The 16968-nt window shown below is 72.4% G+C and carries 9 protein-coding genes; 2 read left to right on the top strand and 7 right to left on the bottom strand.

Going from position 1 to position 16968, the window contains the following annotated elements:
- Nucleotides 1-118 precede the first annotated feature (118 nt).
- The 4 genes from ileS to BJY28_RS15180 form a co-directional block, all read right to left on the bottom strand.
- Nucleotides 119-3478 (bottom strand): isoleucine--tRNA ligase, encoded by a 3360-nt coding sequence (gene ileS / locus BJY28_RS15165; protein WP_179463738.1) that lies wholly within the window; start codon nucleotides 3476-3478, stop codon nucleotides 119-121.
- Between the two features lie 358 nt (nucleotides 3479-3836).
- Nucleotides 3837-5033 carry an acetate/propionate family kinase gene (locus BJY28_RS15170; protein WP_179463739.1) on the bottom strand — a complete coding sequence of 399 codons (1197 nt, stop codon included), beginning with the start codon at nucleotides 5031-5033 and terminating at the stop codon, nucleotides 3837-3839.
- Nucleotides 5030-7093, bottom strand: coding sequence for a phosphate acetyltransferase (gene pta, locus BJY28_RS15175; RefSeq protein WP_179463740.1), 2064 nt, complete (start codon nucleotides 7091-7093; stop codon nucleotides 5030-5032). The genes BJY28_RS15170 and pta overlap by 4 nt, the downstream gene beginning before the upstream one ends.
- A gap of 33 nt (nucleotides 7094-7126) precedes the next feature.
- Nucleotides 7127-9628, bottom strand: a complete 2502-nt coding sequence (locus BJY28_RS15180; RefSeq protein ID WP_179463741.1) for a phosphoketolase family protein — start codon at nucleotides 9626-9628, stop codon at nucleotides 7127-7129.
- Nucleotides 9629-9835: 207 nt separating this feature from the next.
- On the opposite strand from BJY28_RS15180, the gene BJY28_RS15185 reads away from it, so the two are divergent.
- A complete protein-coding gene (locus BJY28_RS15185) occupies nucleotides 9836-10372 on the top strand; it encodes an NUDIX hydrolase family protein (protein WP_179463742.1) in 537 nt (178 codons plus the stop codon).
- 478 nt (nucleotides 10373-10850) lie between these two features.
- Here BJY28_RS15185 and BJY28_RS15190 read toward each other — a convergent pair whose 3' ends face one another.
- Nucleotides 10851-11621 carry a lysophospholipid acyltransferase family protein gene (locus BJY28_RS15190; protein ID WP_179463743.1) on the bottom strand — a complete coding sequence of 257 codons (771 nt, stop codon included), beginning with the start codon at nucleotides 11619-11621 and terminating at the stop codon, nucleotides 10851-10853.
- Between the two features lie 177 nt (nucleotides 11622-11798).
- Here BJY28_RS15190 and valS point away from each other — a divergent pair, with 177 nt between their 5' ends.
- The gene (valS, locus tag BJY28_RS15195) at nucleotides 11799-14447 is read left to right on the top strand and encodes a valine--tRNA ligase (RefSeq protein WP_179463744.1); all 2649 of its coding nucleotides are present in this window, start codon (nucleotides 11799-11801) and stop codon (nucleotides 14445-14447) included.
- Between the two features lie 103 nt (nucleotides 14448-14550).
- Here the strand turns inward: valS and BJY28_RS15200 are convergent, their stop codons facing one another.
- A complete protein-coding gene (locus tag BJY28_RS15200) occupies nucleotides 14551-16044 on the bottom strand; it encodes an arylsulfotransferase family protein (protein WP_179463745.1) in 1494 nt (497 codons plus the stop codon).
- 106 nt (nucleotides 16045-16150) lie between these two features.
- Entirely contained in the window at nucleotides 16151-16861 is a 711-nt protein-coding gene (locus BJY28_RS15205) for a hypothetical protein (protein ID WP_179463746.1), read from the bottom strand.
- Nucleotides 16862-16968 lie beyond the last annotated feature (107 nt).

Genomic DNA, 16968 nt, shown 5'->3' on the forward strand with positions numbered 1-16968 from the left:
CCGCCAGGACGGGTCGCGCTCGCGCCCGGGCGACAGTCCTAGGATTGTCTGCCCGGACCGGCCGCGCGCGCGGTCCAGGGCGACAGTCCTAGGACTGTCGATCCCCGGGGCGCGAGGGTCAGGCGCGCTTGTCCAGGCGCACCCGCACCGTCTCGCCGCCGGCCAGCTCGGCCTGGACAACCCCGTCGCCGAGCGGCAGCACGTCGAGGTCGCCGGCCGAGCCGAACTGGACCGCCAGGGTCTCGTTCATCACGAGCGTCTGGTGGGCGACGACCGCCTCCCACACCCGGCCCGTGCCGGTCACGGTGAGGCTGATCCGGTCCGAGACGTCCAGCCCGGCCTGCTTGCGGGCGTCCTGCACGGCCCGGACGACGTCGCGGGCCAGGCCCTCGTCGGCGAGCTCCTCGGTGACCTCGGTGTCGAGGACGACGAAGCCGCCGCCGGGCAGCACCGCGGTCGCCCGCGCCCCGGAGCCGTCGTCCTCGGCGACCGCCTCGACGGTGTACTCCCCCTCGACGAGCGTGATCCCGCCGGCGGTGACGGTGCCGTCGTCGGCGACCGACCAGTCGCCGGACTTGCTGCCCTTGATGGCCTGCTGCACCTGCTTGCCCAGCCGCGGCCCGGCCGCCCGGGCGTGCACGGTGAGCCGCTCGCTGACGCCGAAGCCGGCCGCGGCCGGGTCGTCGAGGTCGAGCAGGCTGACCTGGCGCACGTTGACCTCCTCGGCGATCACCGTGCCGAGCTCGGCCAGCGCGGCCGCGCCGGGCACGACGACGGTGAGGTCGCGCAGCGGCAGCCGGGTGCGCAGCTGGTGCGCCTTGCGCAGCGAGGAGGCGACCGAGCAGACCTGCCGGGCGGTGTCCATGGCGACGACCAGCTCGTGGTCGGCCGGGTAGTCGGGCGGGTCCGGCCAGTCGGTCAGGTGCACCGAGCGCCCGCCGGTCAACCCGCGCCAGACCTCCTCGGTGACCAGCGGCAGCAGCGGCGCGGCCACCCGGCACAGCGTCTCCAGCGCGGTGTAGAGGGTGTTGCAGGCGTGCTCGGCCTCGGCCCGCGCCGCCTCGTCGCCGTCGGCCGCCCAGAACCGCTCCCGGCTGCGGCGGATGTACCAGTTCGTCAGCACGTCGGTGAAGCCGCGGGTGGCCTCGCAGGCGCCGGCGATGTCGTAGGCGTCCTGGCGAGCCTGGCTGTCCGCGACGTACTCCCCCAGCTTCGCCAGCAGGTAGCGGTCCAGCAGGTGCGGCGAGTCCGTGCTGAAGCGCGCCTCGTAGCCGGGGCCGTCCGGGCCGCCGAGCGCGTTGGCGTAGAGGCTGAAGAAGTACCAGGAGCTCCACAGCGGGATGAGCACCTGACGCACCCCTTCGCGGATGCCCTCCTCGGTGACGACGAGGTTGCCGCCGCGCAGGATCGGCGAGGACATGAGGAACCAGCGCATCGCGTCGGCGCCGTCCCGGTCGAAGACCTCCGAGACGTCCGGGTAGTTGCGCAGCGACTTGGACATCTTCTGCCCGTCGTTGCCCAGCACGATCCCGTGGCTGATGCAGCTGGAGAAGGCCGGCCGGTCGAAGAGCGCGGTGGCCAGGATGTGCAGCGTGTAGAACCAGCCCCGGGTCTGCCCGATGTACTCGACGATGAAGTCGCCCGGGAAGTGGCTCTCGAACCAGTCCTGGTTCTCGAAGGGGTAGTGCACCTGGGCGTAGCTCATCGACCCGGAGTCGAACCAGACGTCGAGCACGTCCTCGACCCGGCGCATCGTGCTCTGCCCGGTCGGGTCGTCCGGGTTGGGCCGGGTCAGGTCGTCCACCCACGGGCGGTGCAGGTCCGGCTCGCCGTCGGCGGTCAGCGGCAGGCGGCCGAAGTCGCGCTCGATCTCCGCGAACGAGCCGTAGACGTCGGTGCGCGGGTGGTTCGGGTCGTCGGAGACCCACACCGGCACCGGCGAGCCCCAGAAGCGGTTGCGGGTGATCGACCAGTCCCGGGCGTTCTCCAGCCAGCGGCCGAACTGGCCGTGCTTGACGTGCTCGGGCACCCAGGTGATCTGCTCGTTGGCGGCCAGCATCCGCTCCTTGACCGCGGTGACCTCGACGAACCAGGACTCGACGCCCTTGTAGATGAGCGGCTGCCGGCAGCGCCAGCAGTGCGGGTAGGAGTGGTCGTAGGTCTCGTGGCGCAGCAGCACGGTGCCGGTGGTGACCCCGCCGGTGCCGGGCTGGTCGCTGCCGGCCCCCTTCGTCGTGGCCTTGAGGGCGTCGATGATCTGGCCGTTGGCCTCGAAGACCTGCAGGCCCTCGTAGTCGGCGACCGGCGCGGTGAAGCGGCCGTCCTTGCCGACCGGCATGACCGCGGCGATGCCCTCGCGGTCGGTGACCTCCTTGTCCACCTCGCCGAAGGCGCCGGCGCTGTGCACCAGGCCGGAGCCGTCGGTGGTGGTGACCTCGTCGCCGCCGTCGACGACGCGGAAGGCGTGCTCGTGCCCGAGGTAGTAGCCGAAGGGCGGGGTGTAGGAACGCCCGAGCAGGTCGGCCCCGGTGTACCGGCCGAGCACCTCGAGCTCGGCGACGTCGCCGCCGGCGGCCAGCTCGCGGGCGTAGGCGGGCAGCCGGGCCTCGGCGAGCAGGTAGCGGGCGGTCTCCTCGGTGCCCGGGACCGGTCCCTCGACGACGACGTAGTCGATCTCGCGGCCGACCATCACCGCGAGGTTGCTCGGCAGGGTCCACGGGGTCGTCGTCCAGATCAGCGCCAGCGCCCCGTCGAGCACCGGGTCCTCGCCGGTCTCGGTCAGCCGCAGGCCGACGGTCACCGCGGGGTCCTGCCGCATCTGGTAGACGTCGTCGTCCATCCGCAGCTCGTGGTTGCTCAGCGGCGTCTCGTCCTGCCAGCAGTACGGCAGCACCCGGAAGTCCTGGTAGATCAGGCCCTTGTCGAAGAGGCTCTTGAAGGCCCAGATCACCGACTCCATGAAGTCGGGGTTCATCGTCTTGTAGTCGTGGTCGAAGTCGACCCAGCGGGCCTGCCGGGTGACGTAGTCGCGCCACTCGTCGGTGTAGCGCATCACCGACGCGCGGCAGGCGTCGTTGAAGGTCTCGATGCCGAGCTCACGGATCTCGTCCGTGGTCTTCAGCCCGAGCTGGCTCATCGCCTCGAGCTCGGCGGGCAGCCCGTGGGTGTCCCAGCCGAAGCGCCGCTCGACCCGCTTGCCGCGCATCGTCTGGTAGCGCGGCACGACGTCCTTCACGTAGCCGGTGAGCAGGTGGCCGTAGTGCGGCAGACCGTTGGCGAAGGGCGGCCCGTCGTAGAAGACGAACTCGCCGTCCCGGTCCAGGCCGGGGTCGCGCTGCTCGACGGACGCGGCGAAGGTGCCGTCCTGGTCCCAGTAGCCCAGCACCGCCTCCTCGATCGCCGGGAAGCGCGGGCTGGCGGGGACGCCGGCGCTGCTGCCGGTGCCGGGGGTGACGTGGGAGACCTTGGGGTAGGTCATGCTCGGGCCGCTCCATCGGGTCGTGCTCGTGCCGGTCTGCACGAGGACGACCCGCGCCGGGAGGCGCGGGGCCGCGGTACCACCTCGCTTGTCGCCGGCCCTGGGTCCGGCGACCACTGTTGGTCGAAGGCGGTGACGGGCCCACCCGTCCGGGTCTAGTGAGGCCGACCGACCCTTCGATCGTCGACCCGTTCTTCCGGAGGCTCGCCGCTGATGACGGCTCGAACGCCTGTGCCGGGGAGTCTACGGCGCGGGCGGCGGTGGCCGCCAACCGATACCGCAGCCGGCCGTGACGCACGAGGCGGCCGCGGCGGGGAGGCGGCGGGAGCCGGCCGACCGGCCCACGGCCCCGGGCGGGTCAGCCGCCGACGACGGCGATCGCCTGACGGGCGATCTCCAGCTCCTCGTCGGTGGGCACGACGAGCACCCGCACCGGCGAGCCCGGCGTGGCGATGTCCCGCGCGGCGCTCGAGCGTTCCTCGTTGGCCTGCTGGTCGAGCTCGATACCGAGCACCTCGAGGTCGGCCAGGGCGCGCTCGCGCACCTGCGGCGAGTTCTCCCCCACCCCGGCGGTGAAGACGACCGCGTCCACCCGGCCCAGCACCGCGGTGTAGCCACCGAGGTAGAGGCGCAGCCGGTGGCAGTAGACCTCCAGCGCGAGCTCCGCGTCGGCGTCCCCGGCCTCGGCGGCGGCGACGAGGTCGCGCATGTCCTGGTGGCCGCTGAGCCCGAGCACCCCGGAGCGCTTGTTGAGCAGGTCGTCGACATCGGCGACGTCCATCCCGGCGGTGCGCTCCAGGTGCAGCACGACCGCCGGGTCGATGTCCCCGCTGCGGGTGCCCATGACCAGCCCCTCCAGCGGGGTCAGACCCATCGAGGTCTCCACCGACTCCCCGCCGCGCACGGCGCAGGCGGAGGCGCCGTTGCCCAGGTGCAGCACGATGACGTTGGTCGCCTCCGGCTCCTGGCCGAGCAGCCGGGCGGCCTCGCGGGAGATGTAGGCGTGCGAGGTGCCGTGGAAGCCGTAGCGGCGGATCCGGTGCTTCCGGGCGACGTCGCGGTCGATGGCGTAGGTGTGCGCCGCAGCCGGCATGCTCAGATGGAAGGCGGTGTCGAAGACCGCGACGTGCGGAAGGTCCGGCAGCTGCTCGCGGGCCACCCGGATGCCGGCGGCGTTGGCCGGGTTGTGCAGCGGCGCCAGGTCGGCCAGCTCCTCGATGGTCGCCACCACCTCGTCGTCGATGGCCACCGAGCGGCCGAAGCGGGCGCCGCCCTGGACCACCCGGTGCCCGACCGCGACGAGGTCGAGCGTGCTCAGGTCCGGGCCGTAGGCGGCGAAGGCGTCGGTCATCGCCTCCATCGCCGCGGCATGGTCGGGCACCGCGACGTCGCGGGCGTGCCGCTCCCCGTCGACGGTGTGGGTCAGCCGACCGCCCTTCGGGTCGCCGACCCGCTCGATCAGCCCGACGGCGAGCGCCTCGGCCCGCTCGGCGTCGACCACCCGGTACTTCAACGACGAGCTGCCGGAGTTGATGACCAGCACCGGGGCGCTCATGCCTGCACCGCCTGCGCCTGGATCGCAGTGATCGCCACGGTGTTGACGATGTCCTGCACGGTGGCTCCTCGGGAGAGGTCGTTGACCGGGCGGCGCAGACCCTGCAGCACCGGGCCTATGGCGACGGCCCCCGCGGAGCGCTGCACCGCCTTGTAGGTGTTGTTACCGGTGTTGAGGTCGGGGAAGACGAAGACGGTGGCGTGACCGGCGACGGTCGAGCCCGGCAGCTTGGTGCTGGCCACCGAGGCGTCGACGGCCGCGTCATACTGGATCGGCCCCTCGAGGTCGAGGTCCGGCCGGCGCTGACGCACCAGCTCGGTGGCCGCGCGCACCTTGTCGACGTCGGCGCCGGAGCCGGAGGTGCCGGTGGAGTAGGAGAGCATGGCGATCTTCGGGTCCACCCCGAAGCGGGTGGCGGTGCCGGCCGCGGAGACGGCGATGTCGGCGAGCTGATCGCTGGTGGGGTCGGGGATGACCGCGCAGTCGCCGTAGACGAGCACCCGGTCCTCCATCGCCATGAAGAAGACCGAGGAGACGGTGCTGACGTCGGGGACGGTCCTGATGATCTGCAGCGCCGGGGTGATGGTGTGCGCGGTGGTGTGGCGCGCCCCGGAGACCATCCCGTCGGCCAGGCCGAGGTGGACCATGAGGGTGCCGAAGACGGAGACGTCGGTGACCACCTCCCGGGCCCGCTCGAGGGTCATCCCCTTCGCCGCCCGCAGCTCGGCGAGCTCCGCGGCGAAGCGCTCTCGCAGCTCCGGGTCGCGCGGCGAGACGATCGCGGCCTCGGTGAGGTCGAGGCCCAGCTCGCTGGCCCGGGCCCGGATGCTGCTCTCCTCGCCGAGGATGGTCAGGTCGGCGACCTCGCGGGCGAGCAGCGTGCTGGCGGCGCGCAGCACCCGGTCGTCGTCGCCCTCGGGCAGCACGACGTGCCGCCGGTCGGCCCTCGCCCGCTCGATGAGGTCGTACTCGAAGATCAGCGGGGTGACCACCTCGGAGCGGGGCAGGTCGACGGCCGCCAGCAGGGCGTCGGTGTCGACGTGCGCGGCGAAGGTGGAGCGGGCCACGTCGAGCTTGCGCTGCGAGCGCGGGGAGACCAGCCCGCGGGCGTGCGCGGCCCGCTCGGCGGCCTCGAAGGTGCCCAGGTCGGTGGCCAGGATCGGCAGCCGCTGGGGCAGCCCGTCGACCAGCCGGGCCACCTGCGGGGAGAGGTCGAAGCCGCCGTTGAGCACCAGCGCGGCCAGCGACGGGAAGCCCTCGGCGGCGTGCGCGGCGACCATCGCCAGGGCCACCTCGGAGCGGTCGCCGGGGACGATGACCGCGGCGCCGTCGACGAGCCGGTCGAGGATGTGGTCCATGGTCATCCCGCCGACCACCCGGGCCTCCACCTCGCGCTCGAGCAGGTCCGGGTCGCCGGTGACCAGCCGACCGTCGACGGCCGCCATGAGCTCGCCCACGGTCGGGGCGATGAGCAGCGGCACGTCGGGCAGCGCCCAGGTCGGCAGCGGCACGTCGGCCAGCGCCTCCCGGACGCGCTCGAGCTCGTCCGGGGCGGCGCGGTTGGCGACGACCGCGACCACCTCGGCGTGCGCCGCGCCCAGCTCGGCCGTGGCCACCTCGACCATCTGCCGCACGTCACCGGGTGACCGGTCGAGCGCGGAGACGACGAGGACCACGACCGAGCCGAGGTTGGCGGCGACCCGGGCGTTGTAGGCGAGCTCGGTGGGACCGGCGACGTCGGTGTAGTCGGAGCCGAGGATGACCACCGCGTCGCAGCGGTCCTCGATCCGGCGGTACCGCTCGACGATCCGGGCCAGCGCCGCGCCCGGGTCCTCGTGCACCTGCTCGTAGGTGACCCCGAGGCACTCCTCGTAGCCGAGGTCGACCGTGTCCCGCTCCAGCAGCACCTCCAGCACCGGGTCGCGGCCGTCCTCGGACCGGGCCACCGGCCGGAAGACCCCGACCCGCCCGCGGGCGGCGAGGAGCTCGACCAGCCCCAGCGCCACCGTGGACTTGCCGGTGCTGCCCTCCGGGGAGGTCACATAGATGCTGCGGGCCACCCTCGCCTCCTTCGTCACGTCGGTGCGGCGACGCTACTCGTTGTCCCCGCCGGTGGAGACCGCGCCGTCGGCGAGCGTCGGCGTCCCGCCGGCCGCCTGCACCCTGGCCGCGTCCGGCCACACCCAGTCGCGCACCTCGGGCAGGTCGTCGCCGTGCTCACGGGTGTACTGGCGCGCCGCCAGCCGGGCGTCGGCCATCTGCTGACGCAGCGTCGCCGCCCGCGACCCGAGGCCGGGCACCCGGTCGATGACGTCCATCACCAGGTGGTAGCGGTCCAGGTCGTTGAGCATGACCATGTCGAAGGGGGTGGTCGTCGTCCCCTCCTCCTTGTATCCGCGCACGTGCAGGTTGGCGTGCCCGGTGCGGCGGTAGGTCAGCCGGTGGATCAGCCAGGGGTAGCCGTGGAAGGCGAAGATCACCGGCCGGTCGGTGGTGAAGATCGTGTCGAAGTCGCGCGTGGACAGCCCGTGCGGGTGCTCCTTCTCGTCCTGCAGCCGCATGAGGTCGACGACGTTGACCACCCGCACCTTCAGCTCGGGCAGGTGCTGGCGCAGCAGGTCGGCGGCGGCCAGCACCTCCAGGGTGGGCACGTCGCCGGCGCAGGCGAGCACGACGTCGGGGTCCTCGCCGACCACCTCGGTGCCGGCCCACTCCCAGATCCCCAGGCCCCGGGTGCAGTGCGCGACCGCCTGGTCGGCGTCGAGCAGCTGCGGCCCGGGCTGCTTGCCGGCGACGACGACGTTGATGTAGTCCCGGCTGCGCAGCAGGTGGTCGTAGGTCGAGAGCAGCGTGTTGGCGTCCGGCGGCAGGTAGACCCGCACCACCTCGGGCTTCTTGTTGAGCACGTGGTCGAGGAAGCCGGGGTCCTGGTGGCTGAAGCCGTTGTGGTCCTGGCGCCAGACGTGCGAGCTGAGCAGGTAGTTGAGGCTGGCGATCGGGCGCCGCCAGGGGATCTCCCGGGTGACGTCCAACCACTTCGCGTGCTGGTTGAACATCGAGTCGATGATGTGGATGAAGGCCTCGTAGCAGTTGAAGAGGCCGTGCCGGCCGGTGAGCAGGTAGCCCTCCAGCCAGCCCTGGCACTGGTGCTCGCTGAGCACCTCGACGACCCGGCCGACCCGGGCGAGGTGGTTGTCCTCGTCCGCGTCGAGGTAGTCGGCGTTCCACTGCTTGTCGGTGTCGTCGTAGACCGCCTGCAGCCGGTTCGAGGCGGTCTCGTCGGGCCCGAAGATGCGGAAGGTGTCCGGGTTGCGGCGGATCACCTCGGTCAGCCAGGTGCCCAGCACCCGGGTGGCCTCGGCGACCGTGGCGCCCGGCGCCGGGACGTCCACGCAGAAGTCGCGGAAGTCCGGCAGCCGCAGGTCCCGCAGCAGCAGCCCACCGTTGGCGACCGGGTTGGCGCTCATCCGCAGCTCCCCCTCGGGGGCCAGCGCCGCGATGTCCGGCTGCACGGCGCCGGCCTCGTCGAAGAGCTCGTCCGGGCGGTAGGAGCGCAGCCAGCCCTCGAGCACCGCGAGGTGCTCCGGGGTGTCCCGGGCGTTGGCCAGCGGCACCTGGTGGGCCCGCCAGGATCCCTCGGCGGGCTTGCCGTCGATCTCGGCCGGGCAGGTCCACCCCTTCGGGGTGCGGAAGACGATCATCGGCCAGGCCGGGCGCCCGGTCTCCCCGGCGGCGGCGCTCGCCTTCATCTCGGCGATCTGGTTGAGCACCTCGTCGAGCATCCGGGCGAACCGCTGGTGGATCGAGGCGGCCGGCTCGTCGTCGAAGCCGGCGACGAACTCGTAGGGGGTGTGCCCGTAGCCGCGCATGAGGTCGGCCAGCTCCTCGGAGGGGATCCGGGAGAGCAGGGTGGGGTTGGCGATCTTGTAGCCGTTGAGGTGCAGGATCGGCAGCACCGCCCCGTCGTGGACAGGGTTGAGCAGCTTGTTGCCGTGCCAGGCGGTGGCCAGCGGACCGGTCTCGGCCTCGCCGTCGCCGATGACCGTGGCCACCAGCAGGTCGGGGTTGTCGAAGGCGGCGCCGTAGGCGTGCGAGAGGGCGTAGCCGAGCTCGCCGCCCTCGTGGATCGAGCCGGGCGTCTCCGGGGCGACGTGGCTGGGGATGCCGCCGGGGAAGGAGAACTGCCGGAAGAGGGTGCGCAGGCCCTCGGCGTCCTCGGTGATGTCCGGGTAGGTCTCGGTGTAGGTGCCCTCGAGGTAGGAGCTGGCGACGAGGCCGGGGCCGCCGTGGCCGGGGCCGGTGATGTAGATCGTCGAGGTGTCGCGCTCGGCGATGGCCCGGTTGAGGTGGGCGTAGAGGAAGTTCAGGCCCGGGGTGGTGCCCCAGTGCCCGAGCAGGCGCGGCTTGATGTCCTCGGCGACGAGCTCGCGACGCAGCAGCGGGTTGTCCAGCAGGTAGATCTGCCCGACGGAGAGGTAGTTGGCGGCTCGCCACCAGCGGTCGAGGCGCTCCAGGGTGGCCTCGTCCAGGTCGGCGACCTCGCGGACGGGCCAGGTGCCCGTCGTGCGAGCAGGGTCAGGTGCGGTGTGCGTCATTTGGTGTCCCTTCCGAAACGTCGACACCCCCATCCAACTCCACCTCGGCGGTGCGTGTCCTGCGGGGTGGCTGTGCGCTGGGCGTGAACATCGGGTGAACGAGAGGCCTGGGCTGGGGTGTCGTGACGGGATGCGGTCTGGCGCAGCGCGGTCTGGCAAGGGGCGGTCTGGCCGGGACGCGTCCGGTGGCTCTGGCAGGATCGGGCCATGCCCACCGAGACCGAGCGTGAAGAGTCCTGGCTGACCCGCGACGAGCTGGAGGACGTGCGCGGGCGCGTGCCGATGCTCTACGTCATCGCGGTCCCGGTGCGGGTCGGCGAGGCGGGCGATCTCGACCAGGTCGGGCTGCTGCTGCGGGCGAGCGACACCGGGCGGATGGAGCGCGAGCTCGTCGCCGGGCGGGTGCTCTACCACGAGCGGATCCGGGACGCGCTGGTCCGCCACCTGGAGAAGGACCTCGGGCCGATGGCGCTGCCGCGGATCCCGGTCTCGCCGCAGCCGCTCACGGTGGCCGAGTTCTTCCCGACGCCGGGGGTCACGCCGTACCACGACCCGCGTCAGCACGCGGTGGCGCTGGTCTTCGCCGTGCCGGTGCACGGGGACTGCGCGCCGCAGCAGGATGCGCTCGAGCTCGCCTGGCTCACCCCCTCCGAGGCCGCCAGCACCGACGTCGAGGCCGAGATGGCTGGCGGGCACGCGGTGCTGCTGCGCCAGGTGCTGGCCCACCTCGGCCAGACCCTCTGACTCCCCTTCACCCTCCCTTCGCACACCCCGTCACCCCCGTCACCCCGAGCCTTTATCGGGTTACCCGATAAAGGCTCCTTCGCCGGAGAAGGCTTGTCGTGCTTTCGAGAGGTTCTCGCACATCGTCAGCGGCTCGGCCCGGGGAGCGCGCTGGGTGGAGGTGATGGCACGCTCCCTGGCGCGTCGAGACACCTCCACCCCTTCGCTCATCACCATCGGTGGAGGTGATGGCACGCGCCCCGGCGCGTCGAGATACCTCCACACACCCGGGATACCTCCACCGAAGGGGGTCAAGCGGGCCCAGACGTCCCGCTATGCCTCCGTTCGCGCGGCTGAGCCCCCTTCGCCTCACGGGACGAGGCCACGGGCACCGTCCGCCGAGCTCGCGACCCCCTGCTGCAGAGAACCTCTCGTTCACCGGAGAAGCCTTCCCCGGCAGACGAGCGATTATCGGGTTACCCGATAAAGGCTCGGGGGGTCAGGCGGTCTTGCGGGTGAACTGGTCCTTCTTGCGGGTCATGTCGGAGCGGTCCCGCTCGTAGGCCTCTTCGTAGGTGGGCGCGGTGCCGCCGAGGCGGGCCGGGTGGAAGCGCAGCTCGTCGCCGTGCGGCTCGGGGTAGGCGGCGATGACCTCGTCGAGCATCTCCTTCATCACCTCGCGCAGCCGCTCGGTGACCTCGGCGATGTCGTCCTCGGGCCCGACATGGATCGGCTCGCCGACGCTGACGGCGATCCGGGTGCCGGTGCGCCCCAGCCGCTTCGGCACGTCCTTGGTCCAGATCCGCTGCGCGCCCCAGATGATCGTCGGCAGGATCGGCACCCCGGCGTCCCGCGCCATCCGCGCCGTCCCGGACTTCAGCTCCTTGATCTCGAAGGAGCGCGACATCGTCGCCTCGGGGTAGACCCCGACGATCTCCCCGGCCCGCAGCTGCTCGGTCGCCGCGGCGAGCGCCCCGGCCCCGGCGTGCCGGTCCACCGGGATGTGCTTGAGCCCGCGCATGAAGAAGCCGGCCACCGGGTGCTGCCAGATCGACTTCTTCGCCATGAACCGCACCCACCGGTTGCTCTTGCGCGCGCCCAGCCCGGCGAAGACGAAGTCGATGTAGCCGGTGTGGTTGATCGCCATCACCGCTCCCCCGCGCTTGGGCACGTGCTGCCGCCCGGTCAGGGTGAAGCGGTAGCCGTTGGCGAAGAAGAGCATCCGCGCGAAGACGATGACGGCGCGGTAGAGCGGTTCGGGGCGGCGCATGGCGCCCAGCCTACGGGCGGGTCACCGGCGCCGTCCCCGGACCGGCAGCGAACGCCACGATCGGCCCGGCGACGATCACCATGATGATCACCACGATCTCGACCGGCGACGATCGCCACGACCGACAGCGCCGCACCGGTTGGCAGGCGCGCGCGGGACGATGGGAAGATCGGGGCCATGACCGACGCCAGCACGCCGACCACCGCGATCCCCGATCGCCCGTCCCTGGACGGGCTCGAGGAGAAGTGGGGCGCGGTATGGCAGGAGCAGGGCACCTACGCCTTCGACCGCGACGGTGACCGCGAGCAGGTCTTCTCCATCGACACCCCGCCGCCGACCGCCTCCGGCTCGCTGCACATGGGGCACGTCTTCAGCTACACCCACACCGACTGCATGGCCCGGTACAAGCGGATGACCGGGGCCAACGTCTTCTACCCGATCGGCTGGGACGACAACGGCCTGCCCACCGAGAAGCGGGTGCAGAACTACTACGGCGTCCGCGGCGACGCCTCGCTGCCCTACGACCCCGACTTCGAGCCCCCCTTCCGCGGCACCACCAAGAGCATCAAGGCCGCCGACCAGGTGCCGATCAACCGGCAGAACTTCATCGAGCTGTGCGACGAGCTCACCGTGCAGGACGAGGCCGCCTTCGAGTCCCTCTTCCGCCGCCTCGGCTTCAGCCTGGACTGGGGCATCCAGTACCGCACCATCGACGAGCACTCCCGGGCCACCAGCCAGCAGGCCTTCCTGCGCAACCTGGCCCGCGGCGAGGCCTACACCGCAGAGGCCCCCGGGCTGTGGGACGTCACCTTCCAGACCGCGGTCGCCCAGGCCGAGCTGGAGGCCCGCGACTACCCCGGCGCCTACCACCGGGTCGCCTTCCACCGCAGCGGCACCGGCGAGCCGGTGCACATCGAGACCACCCGCCCCGAGCTGCTCCCGGCCTGCGTGGCGCTGATCGCCCACCCGGACGACGAGCGCTACCAGCCGCTCTTCGGCAGCACCGTGACCAGCCCGGTCTTCGGCGTCGAGCTGCCGGTGCTCGCCCACGCCGCCGCCGAGATGGACAAGGGCGCCGGCATCGCCATGTGCTGCACCTTCGGCGACCTCACCGACGTCTCCTGGTGGCGCGAGCTGCAGCTGCCGACCCGCTCGATCGTCACCCGCGCCGGCCGGATCACCGGCGAGGTCCCCGCCTGGGTCCGCGAGGCCGGGACGACGCAGGCCGGGGCGAAGGGCGTCGAGGTCTTCACCGAGATGTCCGGCAAGACCGTGCACTCCGCCCGCGAGGTGGTCGTCGACGCGCTGCGCGCCTCCGGCGACCTCGACGGCGAGCCGCAGGCCACCCAGCGCAAGGCGAACTTCTACGAGCGCGGCGAGAAGCCGCTGGAGATCGTCACCTCCCGGCAGTGGTACATCCGCAACGGCGGCCGCGAGGCCGAGCTCAACGAGGCGCTGCAGGCCCGCGGCGACGAGATCGCCTTCCACCCCGACTTCATGCGGGCCCGCTACAAGAACTGGGTGGCCGGGCTCAACGGCGACTGGCTGATCAGCCGGCAGCGCTTCTTCGGCGTGGCCATCCCGGTCTGGTACCGCCTCGACGGCGACTGCCAGCCCGACTACGACGCCCCGATCGTGCCCGCCGAGGCCGACCTGCCGGTCGACCCGGCGGCACAGCCGGCCCCGGGCTTCACCGAGGACCAGCGCGACCAGCCGGGCGGCTTCACCGGCGACCCGGACGTCATGGACACCTGGGCGACCAGCTCGGTGACCCCGCAGATCGCCGGTGACTGGCGGGGCCAGGAGGCCGGCACGAGCGACCTCTTCGCCAAGGTCTTCCCGATGAGCCTGCGCCCCCAGGGGCACGACATCATCCGCACCTGGCTCTTCGCCTCGGTGGTGCGCGGGCACTTCGAGTTCGGCCGGGCGCCCTGGGACAACGCCGCGATCTCCGGCTGGATCCTCGACCCGGACCGCAAGAAGATGTCCAAGTCGAAGGGCAACGTCGTCACCCCCGAGGACGTCGTCGTCGAGCACTCCGCGGACGCGGTGCGCTACTGGGCGGCCAGCGGGCGGCTGGGCACCGATGCCGCCTACGACACCGGGCAGATGAAGGTGGGCCGCCGGCTGGCGATCAAGCTGCTCAACGCCAGCAAGTTCGCGCTCGGTTTCGGCGCCCCCGACGGGACCGCCGGCAGCCTCGCCGAGCAGATCACCGAGCCGCTGGACCGCTCGATGATCGCCGCCCTCTCCCGGGTGGTGGCCGAGGCGACGACCGGCTTCGAGCGGTGGGACTACACCCGCAGCCTGGACGTCACCGAGACCTTCTTCTGGACCTTCTGCGACGACTACATCGAGCTGGTCAAGGACCGCGCGCACTCCGGCGACGCCTCGGCGCGGGCCGCGCTGCGGCTGGCGCTGGGCACCTTGCTGCGGCTGCTGGCGCCCTTCCTGCCGTACGCCACCGAGGAGGTCTGGTCGTGGTGGCGCACCGGCTCGGTGCACCGGGCGACGTGGCCGACCACCGAGGAGCTGGCGCTCAGCGGCGACCGCCCCGACCCGCTGGTGCTCGGCGCGGTCGGCGAGGCGCTGACCCAGGTGCGCAAGGCGAAGTCCGACGCCAAGGTCGGCATGCGCAGCGAGATCACCGCGGTCACCCTGGTCGCGCCGTCGGCGACGGCGGAGCGGGTGCGCCTGGCCGAGGCCGACCTGCGCGCGGCGGGCCGGCTCACCGGCAGCCTGGACCACGCCGTCGGCGACGAGGTGGCGCTGCGCGACGTCGAGCTCATCCCCTTCGTCAAGCCGGCCAAGCAGCCGCAGGGCTGATCCGCGCCGCTGGAGCCGGGCCGGACGCGACCCGTCCCACCTGACGACGAGAGCCGCCCCCGACATCTCGGGAGCGGCTCTCGTCGTCAGGTGACAGCCAGGGTCAGCCGGCACTGACCTCGGCGGTCTCGAGGACCTCGCCGTCGGCGTCGAGGGCGCGGATCTCGGTGTACTCACCGAGGTCGGAGTCGGACACCTCGAGCTCGGTCTCGAAGCCGTCGCGCTCGCCCTCGGCGACCACCTCGGCGCTCTCGGCGTCGCTGCCGCTGGCCACCTCCCACGAGGCGACCTCGGTGGCGCCGTTCCAGCTGGCGAAGACCGATCCGTCCTGGCGCACCGCCTTCGGCGGCTGGGTCGGCTGCCCGGTCCACTCCACGGCGTAGGCACGGTAGCTGGTGCCGCCGCCGAAGCTGGCGTCGTAGAGCAGCTCGCCGTCGGCGGTGTACTCCGAGTAGGCCGGGTGCTGGCCCCAGCCGATGACGACGTTGCCGTTCTCCAGCTCCTGCAGGTTGCCCTGGGTGTCGGCCTGGCGCTCGTCGTCGCTGGTGTACTCCGCGGCCATCTCGACGGTCATCGCCTCCTCGTCGACGTCCAGGCGCAGCCCGCGCGAGGTGTGGTCGGTCTCGTTGGCGTTGTCGAAGAGGGTCAGGGTGCCGTCCTCGGCGCGCTGCACGTCGTGCTGGAAGGCGAAGGTCGCCTCCTCCGGCACCTCGAAGTCGCTGCTCTCGCCGCCGAGGGTCCAGATGATCTCCTGCTTCTCGTGGTCGAGCTTGTAGAGCGCGCTGGTGTTGCGGGCCGAGATGAGCAGCTCACCGTCGTCGTCGAAGTTGATCGAGTTGATGTGGAAGTAGTCGTACGGCTTCTCCTCGGTGCCGCCGCCGTCCGGCATCTCGTACTGCGAGTCGGTCACCGGGACCTCGTCGAGGGAGCTCCACTCGAAGAGCACCTCCTCGGTCTCGAGGTCGATCTCCTGGATGACGGCCTCGTAGACCCAGCCCTGCTCCGGCCCGTCGACCTCGCTGAGGTCGGCCTCGGCCGGCACGTAGGCGGCCACCAGCAGGGTGCCGTCCTCGGTGATCCGGGTCTCGTGCATGTCGGTCTGGTTGGTGTCGAGGTCGCCGGTCATGCCGAGGCGGGCGATCTCCTCGTAGCTCTCGTCGAGGATGACCATCTCGCCCTCGCCGACGCCGACGACCGCCTGTCCCTCCCAGTAGGTGAGCACCGGCTCGCCCTCGTACTCCTGGACCTGCAGGTCGGCCTGGGTGCCCTCCGTGGCGTCCAGCACCCACACGGGCTCCCCGGCGGAGTCGACGAGCATCGAGCCGACCATCGAGGAGCCCTTGTCCTCGTCCTTGGGGCCGATCGCGGCGTAGGTGTCCTCCTCGCCGAGGACGGCCCCCTCCTCGTCCGTGCGGACGTCGATCACCGGCGGGGAGAGCTCCGGCTCGGTGACGTACTCCCAGGACTCGGTCGGCGGGGTGGTCGAGCTCGAGGACGAACCGTCGGCCGGCTCTCCGCCGGAGTCGCTACCGGCGCACGCCGTGAGGCCGAGGGTGAGGGCAGCAGCGGCCGCGAGGGCCTTGGGGGGACGAGACATGCGCTCCGGGTTTCCGTCGGGCCGCCGCCGGGTGCGCCGGTGACGACAGGGTAACAGTCCGGCCACGGTAGCGCCTCCGGCTGGGCATCCTGGCCATTTCGGCCCGTCAGCGGCGGTGCAGCGCCTCTGGCGAGGGGTCCCGGGCGAGTCGCGGCAGCCGTACCCGCGCTCCGGCGCCCGCCCTGACGGCGCGGTGCCCGGTCGGTCGGACGAGGAACCAGGGCTGGTCCCAGCCGCCGAGGCGCAGCCGTGCCCCGGTGAGGTCGGGGCGACGCACCGGGCGCACCAGACCGGTCGCGGGCTCGTAGACCTCGACCCGCGAGCGCCCGTCGCCGGGCAGGACCAACGTGACGTGCCGCGGCAGCCAGCGGTCCCCGACGTAGAGCAGCGCCGGCTGGCCGTCGGCGACGAGCGTGACGAGACCGGCGAAGGCGGCGGCCAGCCCGGCCCGGTCGCGGTGGCGCAGCAGGTCGGTGGTGTACCGCGTACCGACCGCCGAGGCCCCGGACTCGAGCTCGGCCCTGGCTCCCCACGGCGGGGTGCCCAGCGCCCGGGGCCACGGCAGCCGGGCCCCCGTCGCCCCGAGGTGCCCGGCGGTGGTGCGGGCGTGCACGACCCCTTCGTAGGCGGCGAAGCGCTCGTCCCGGGTGGCTCCTTCGGCCCCCGGTACCGGGTGCCCCTCGCCGCGCTCGATCCAGGCGGCGAAGGGGACGTCAACGAGCATCCGGGCGACCGTGAGGCAGGCCGCCCCGCAGGTGACCTCCGACTGCTGGGTCGGCCCGTGGTCTCCTGCCCGCAGCCGGAAGCTCGCGCTCACCCGGTCATCCTCGCCGCATCGGCGGCCCGGCGCCAGCGCGGGCGGACGCATCCGGTGCGTCCGCCCGCGGGCACCGCCTCGGTGCCGGTGGCGGCGTCGTCGCCCGC

Source organism: Janibacter alkaliphilus, assembly GCF_013408565.1.
Lineage (GTDB): Bacteria > Actinomycetota > Actinomycetes > Actinomycetales > Dermatophilaceae > Janibacter > Janibacter alkaliphilus.

Bases quoted from the DNA above. Each gene is read 5' to 3' on its own strand.
- ileS (WP_179463738.1), bottom strand. From the start codon at position 3,478: ATGACCTACCCCAAGGTCTCCCACGTCACCCCCGGCACCGGCAGCAGC.
- BJY28_RS15170 (WP_179463739.1), bottom strand. From the start codon at position 5,033: ATGAGCGCCCCGGTGCTGGTCATCAACTCCGGCAGCTCGTCGTTGAAG.
- BJY28_RS15180 (WP_179463741.1), bottom strand. From the start codon at position 9,628: ATGACGCACACCGCACCTGACCCTGCTCGCACGACGGGCACCTGGCCC.
- BJY28_RS15185 (WP_179463742.1), top strand. From the start codon at position 9,836: ATGCCCACCGAGACCGAGCGTGAAGAGTCCTGGCTGACCCGCGACGAG.
- BJY28_RS15190 (WP_179463743.1), bottom strand. From the start codon at position 11,621: ATGCGCCGCCCCGAACCGCTCTACCGCGCCGTCATCGTCTTCGCGCGG.
- valS (WP_179463744.1), top strand. From the start codon at position 11,799: ATGACCGACGCCAGCACGCCGACCACCGCGATCCCCGATCGCCCGTCC.
- BJY28_RS15200 (WP_179463745.1), bottom strand. From the start codon at position 16,044: ATGTCTCGTCCCCCCAAGGCCCTCGCGGCCGCTGCTGCCCTCACCCTC.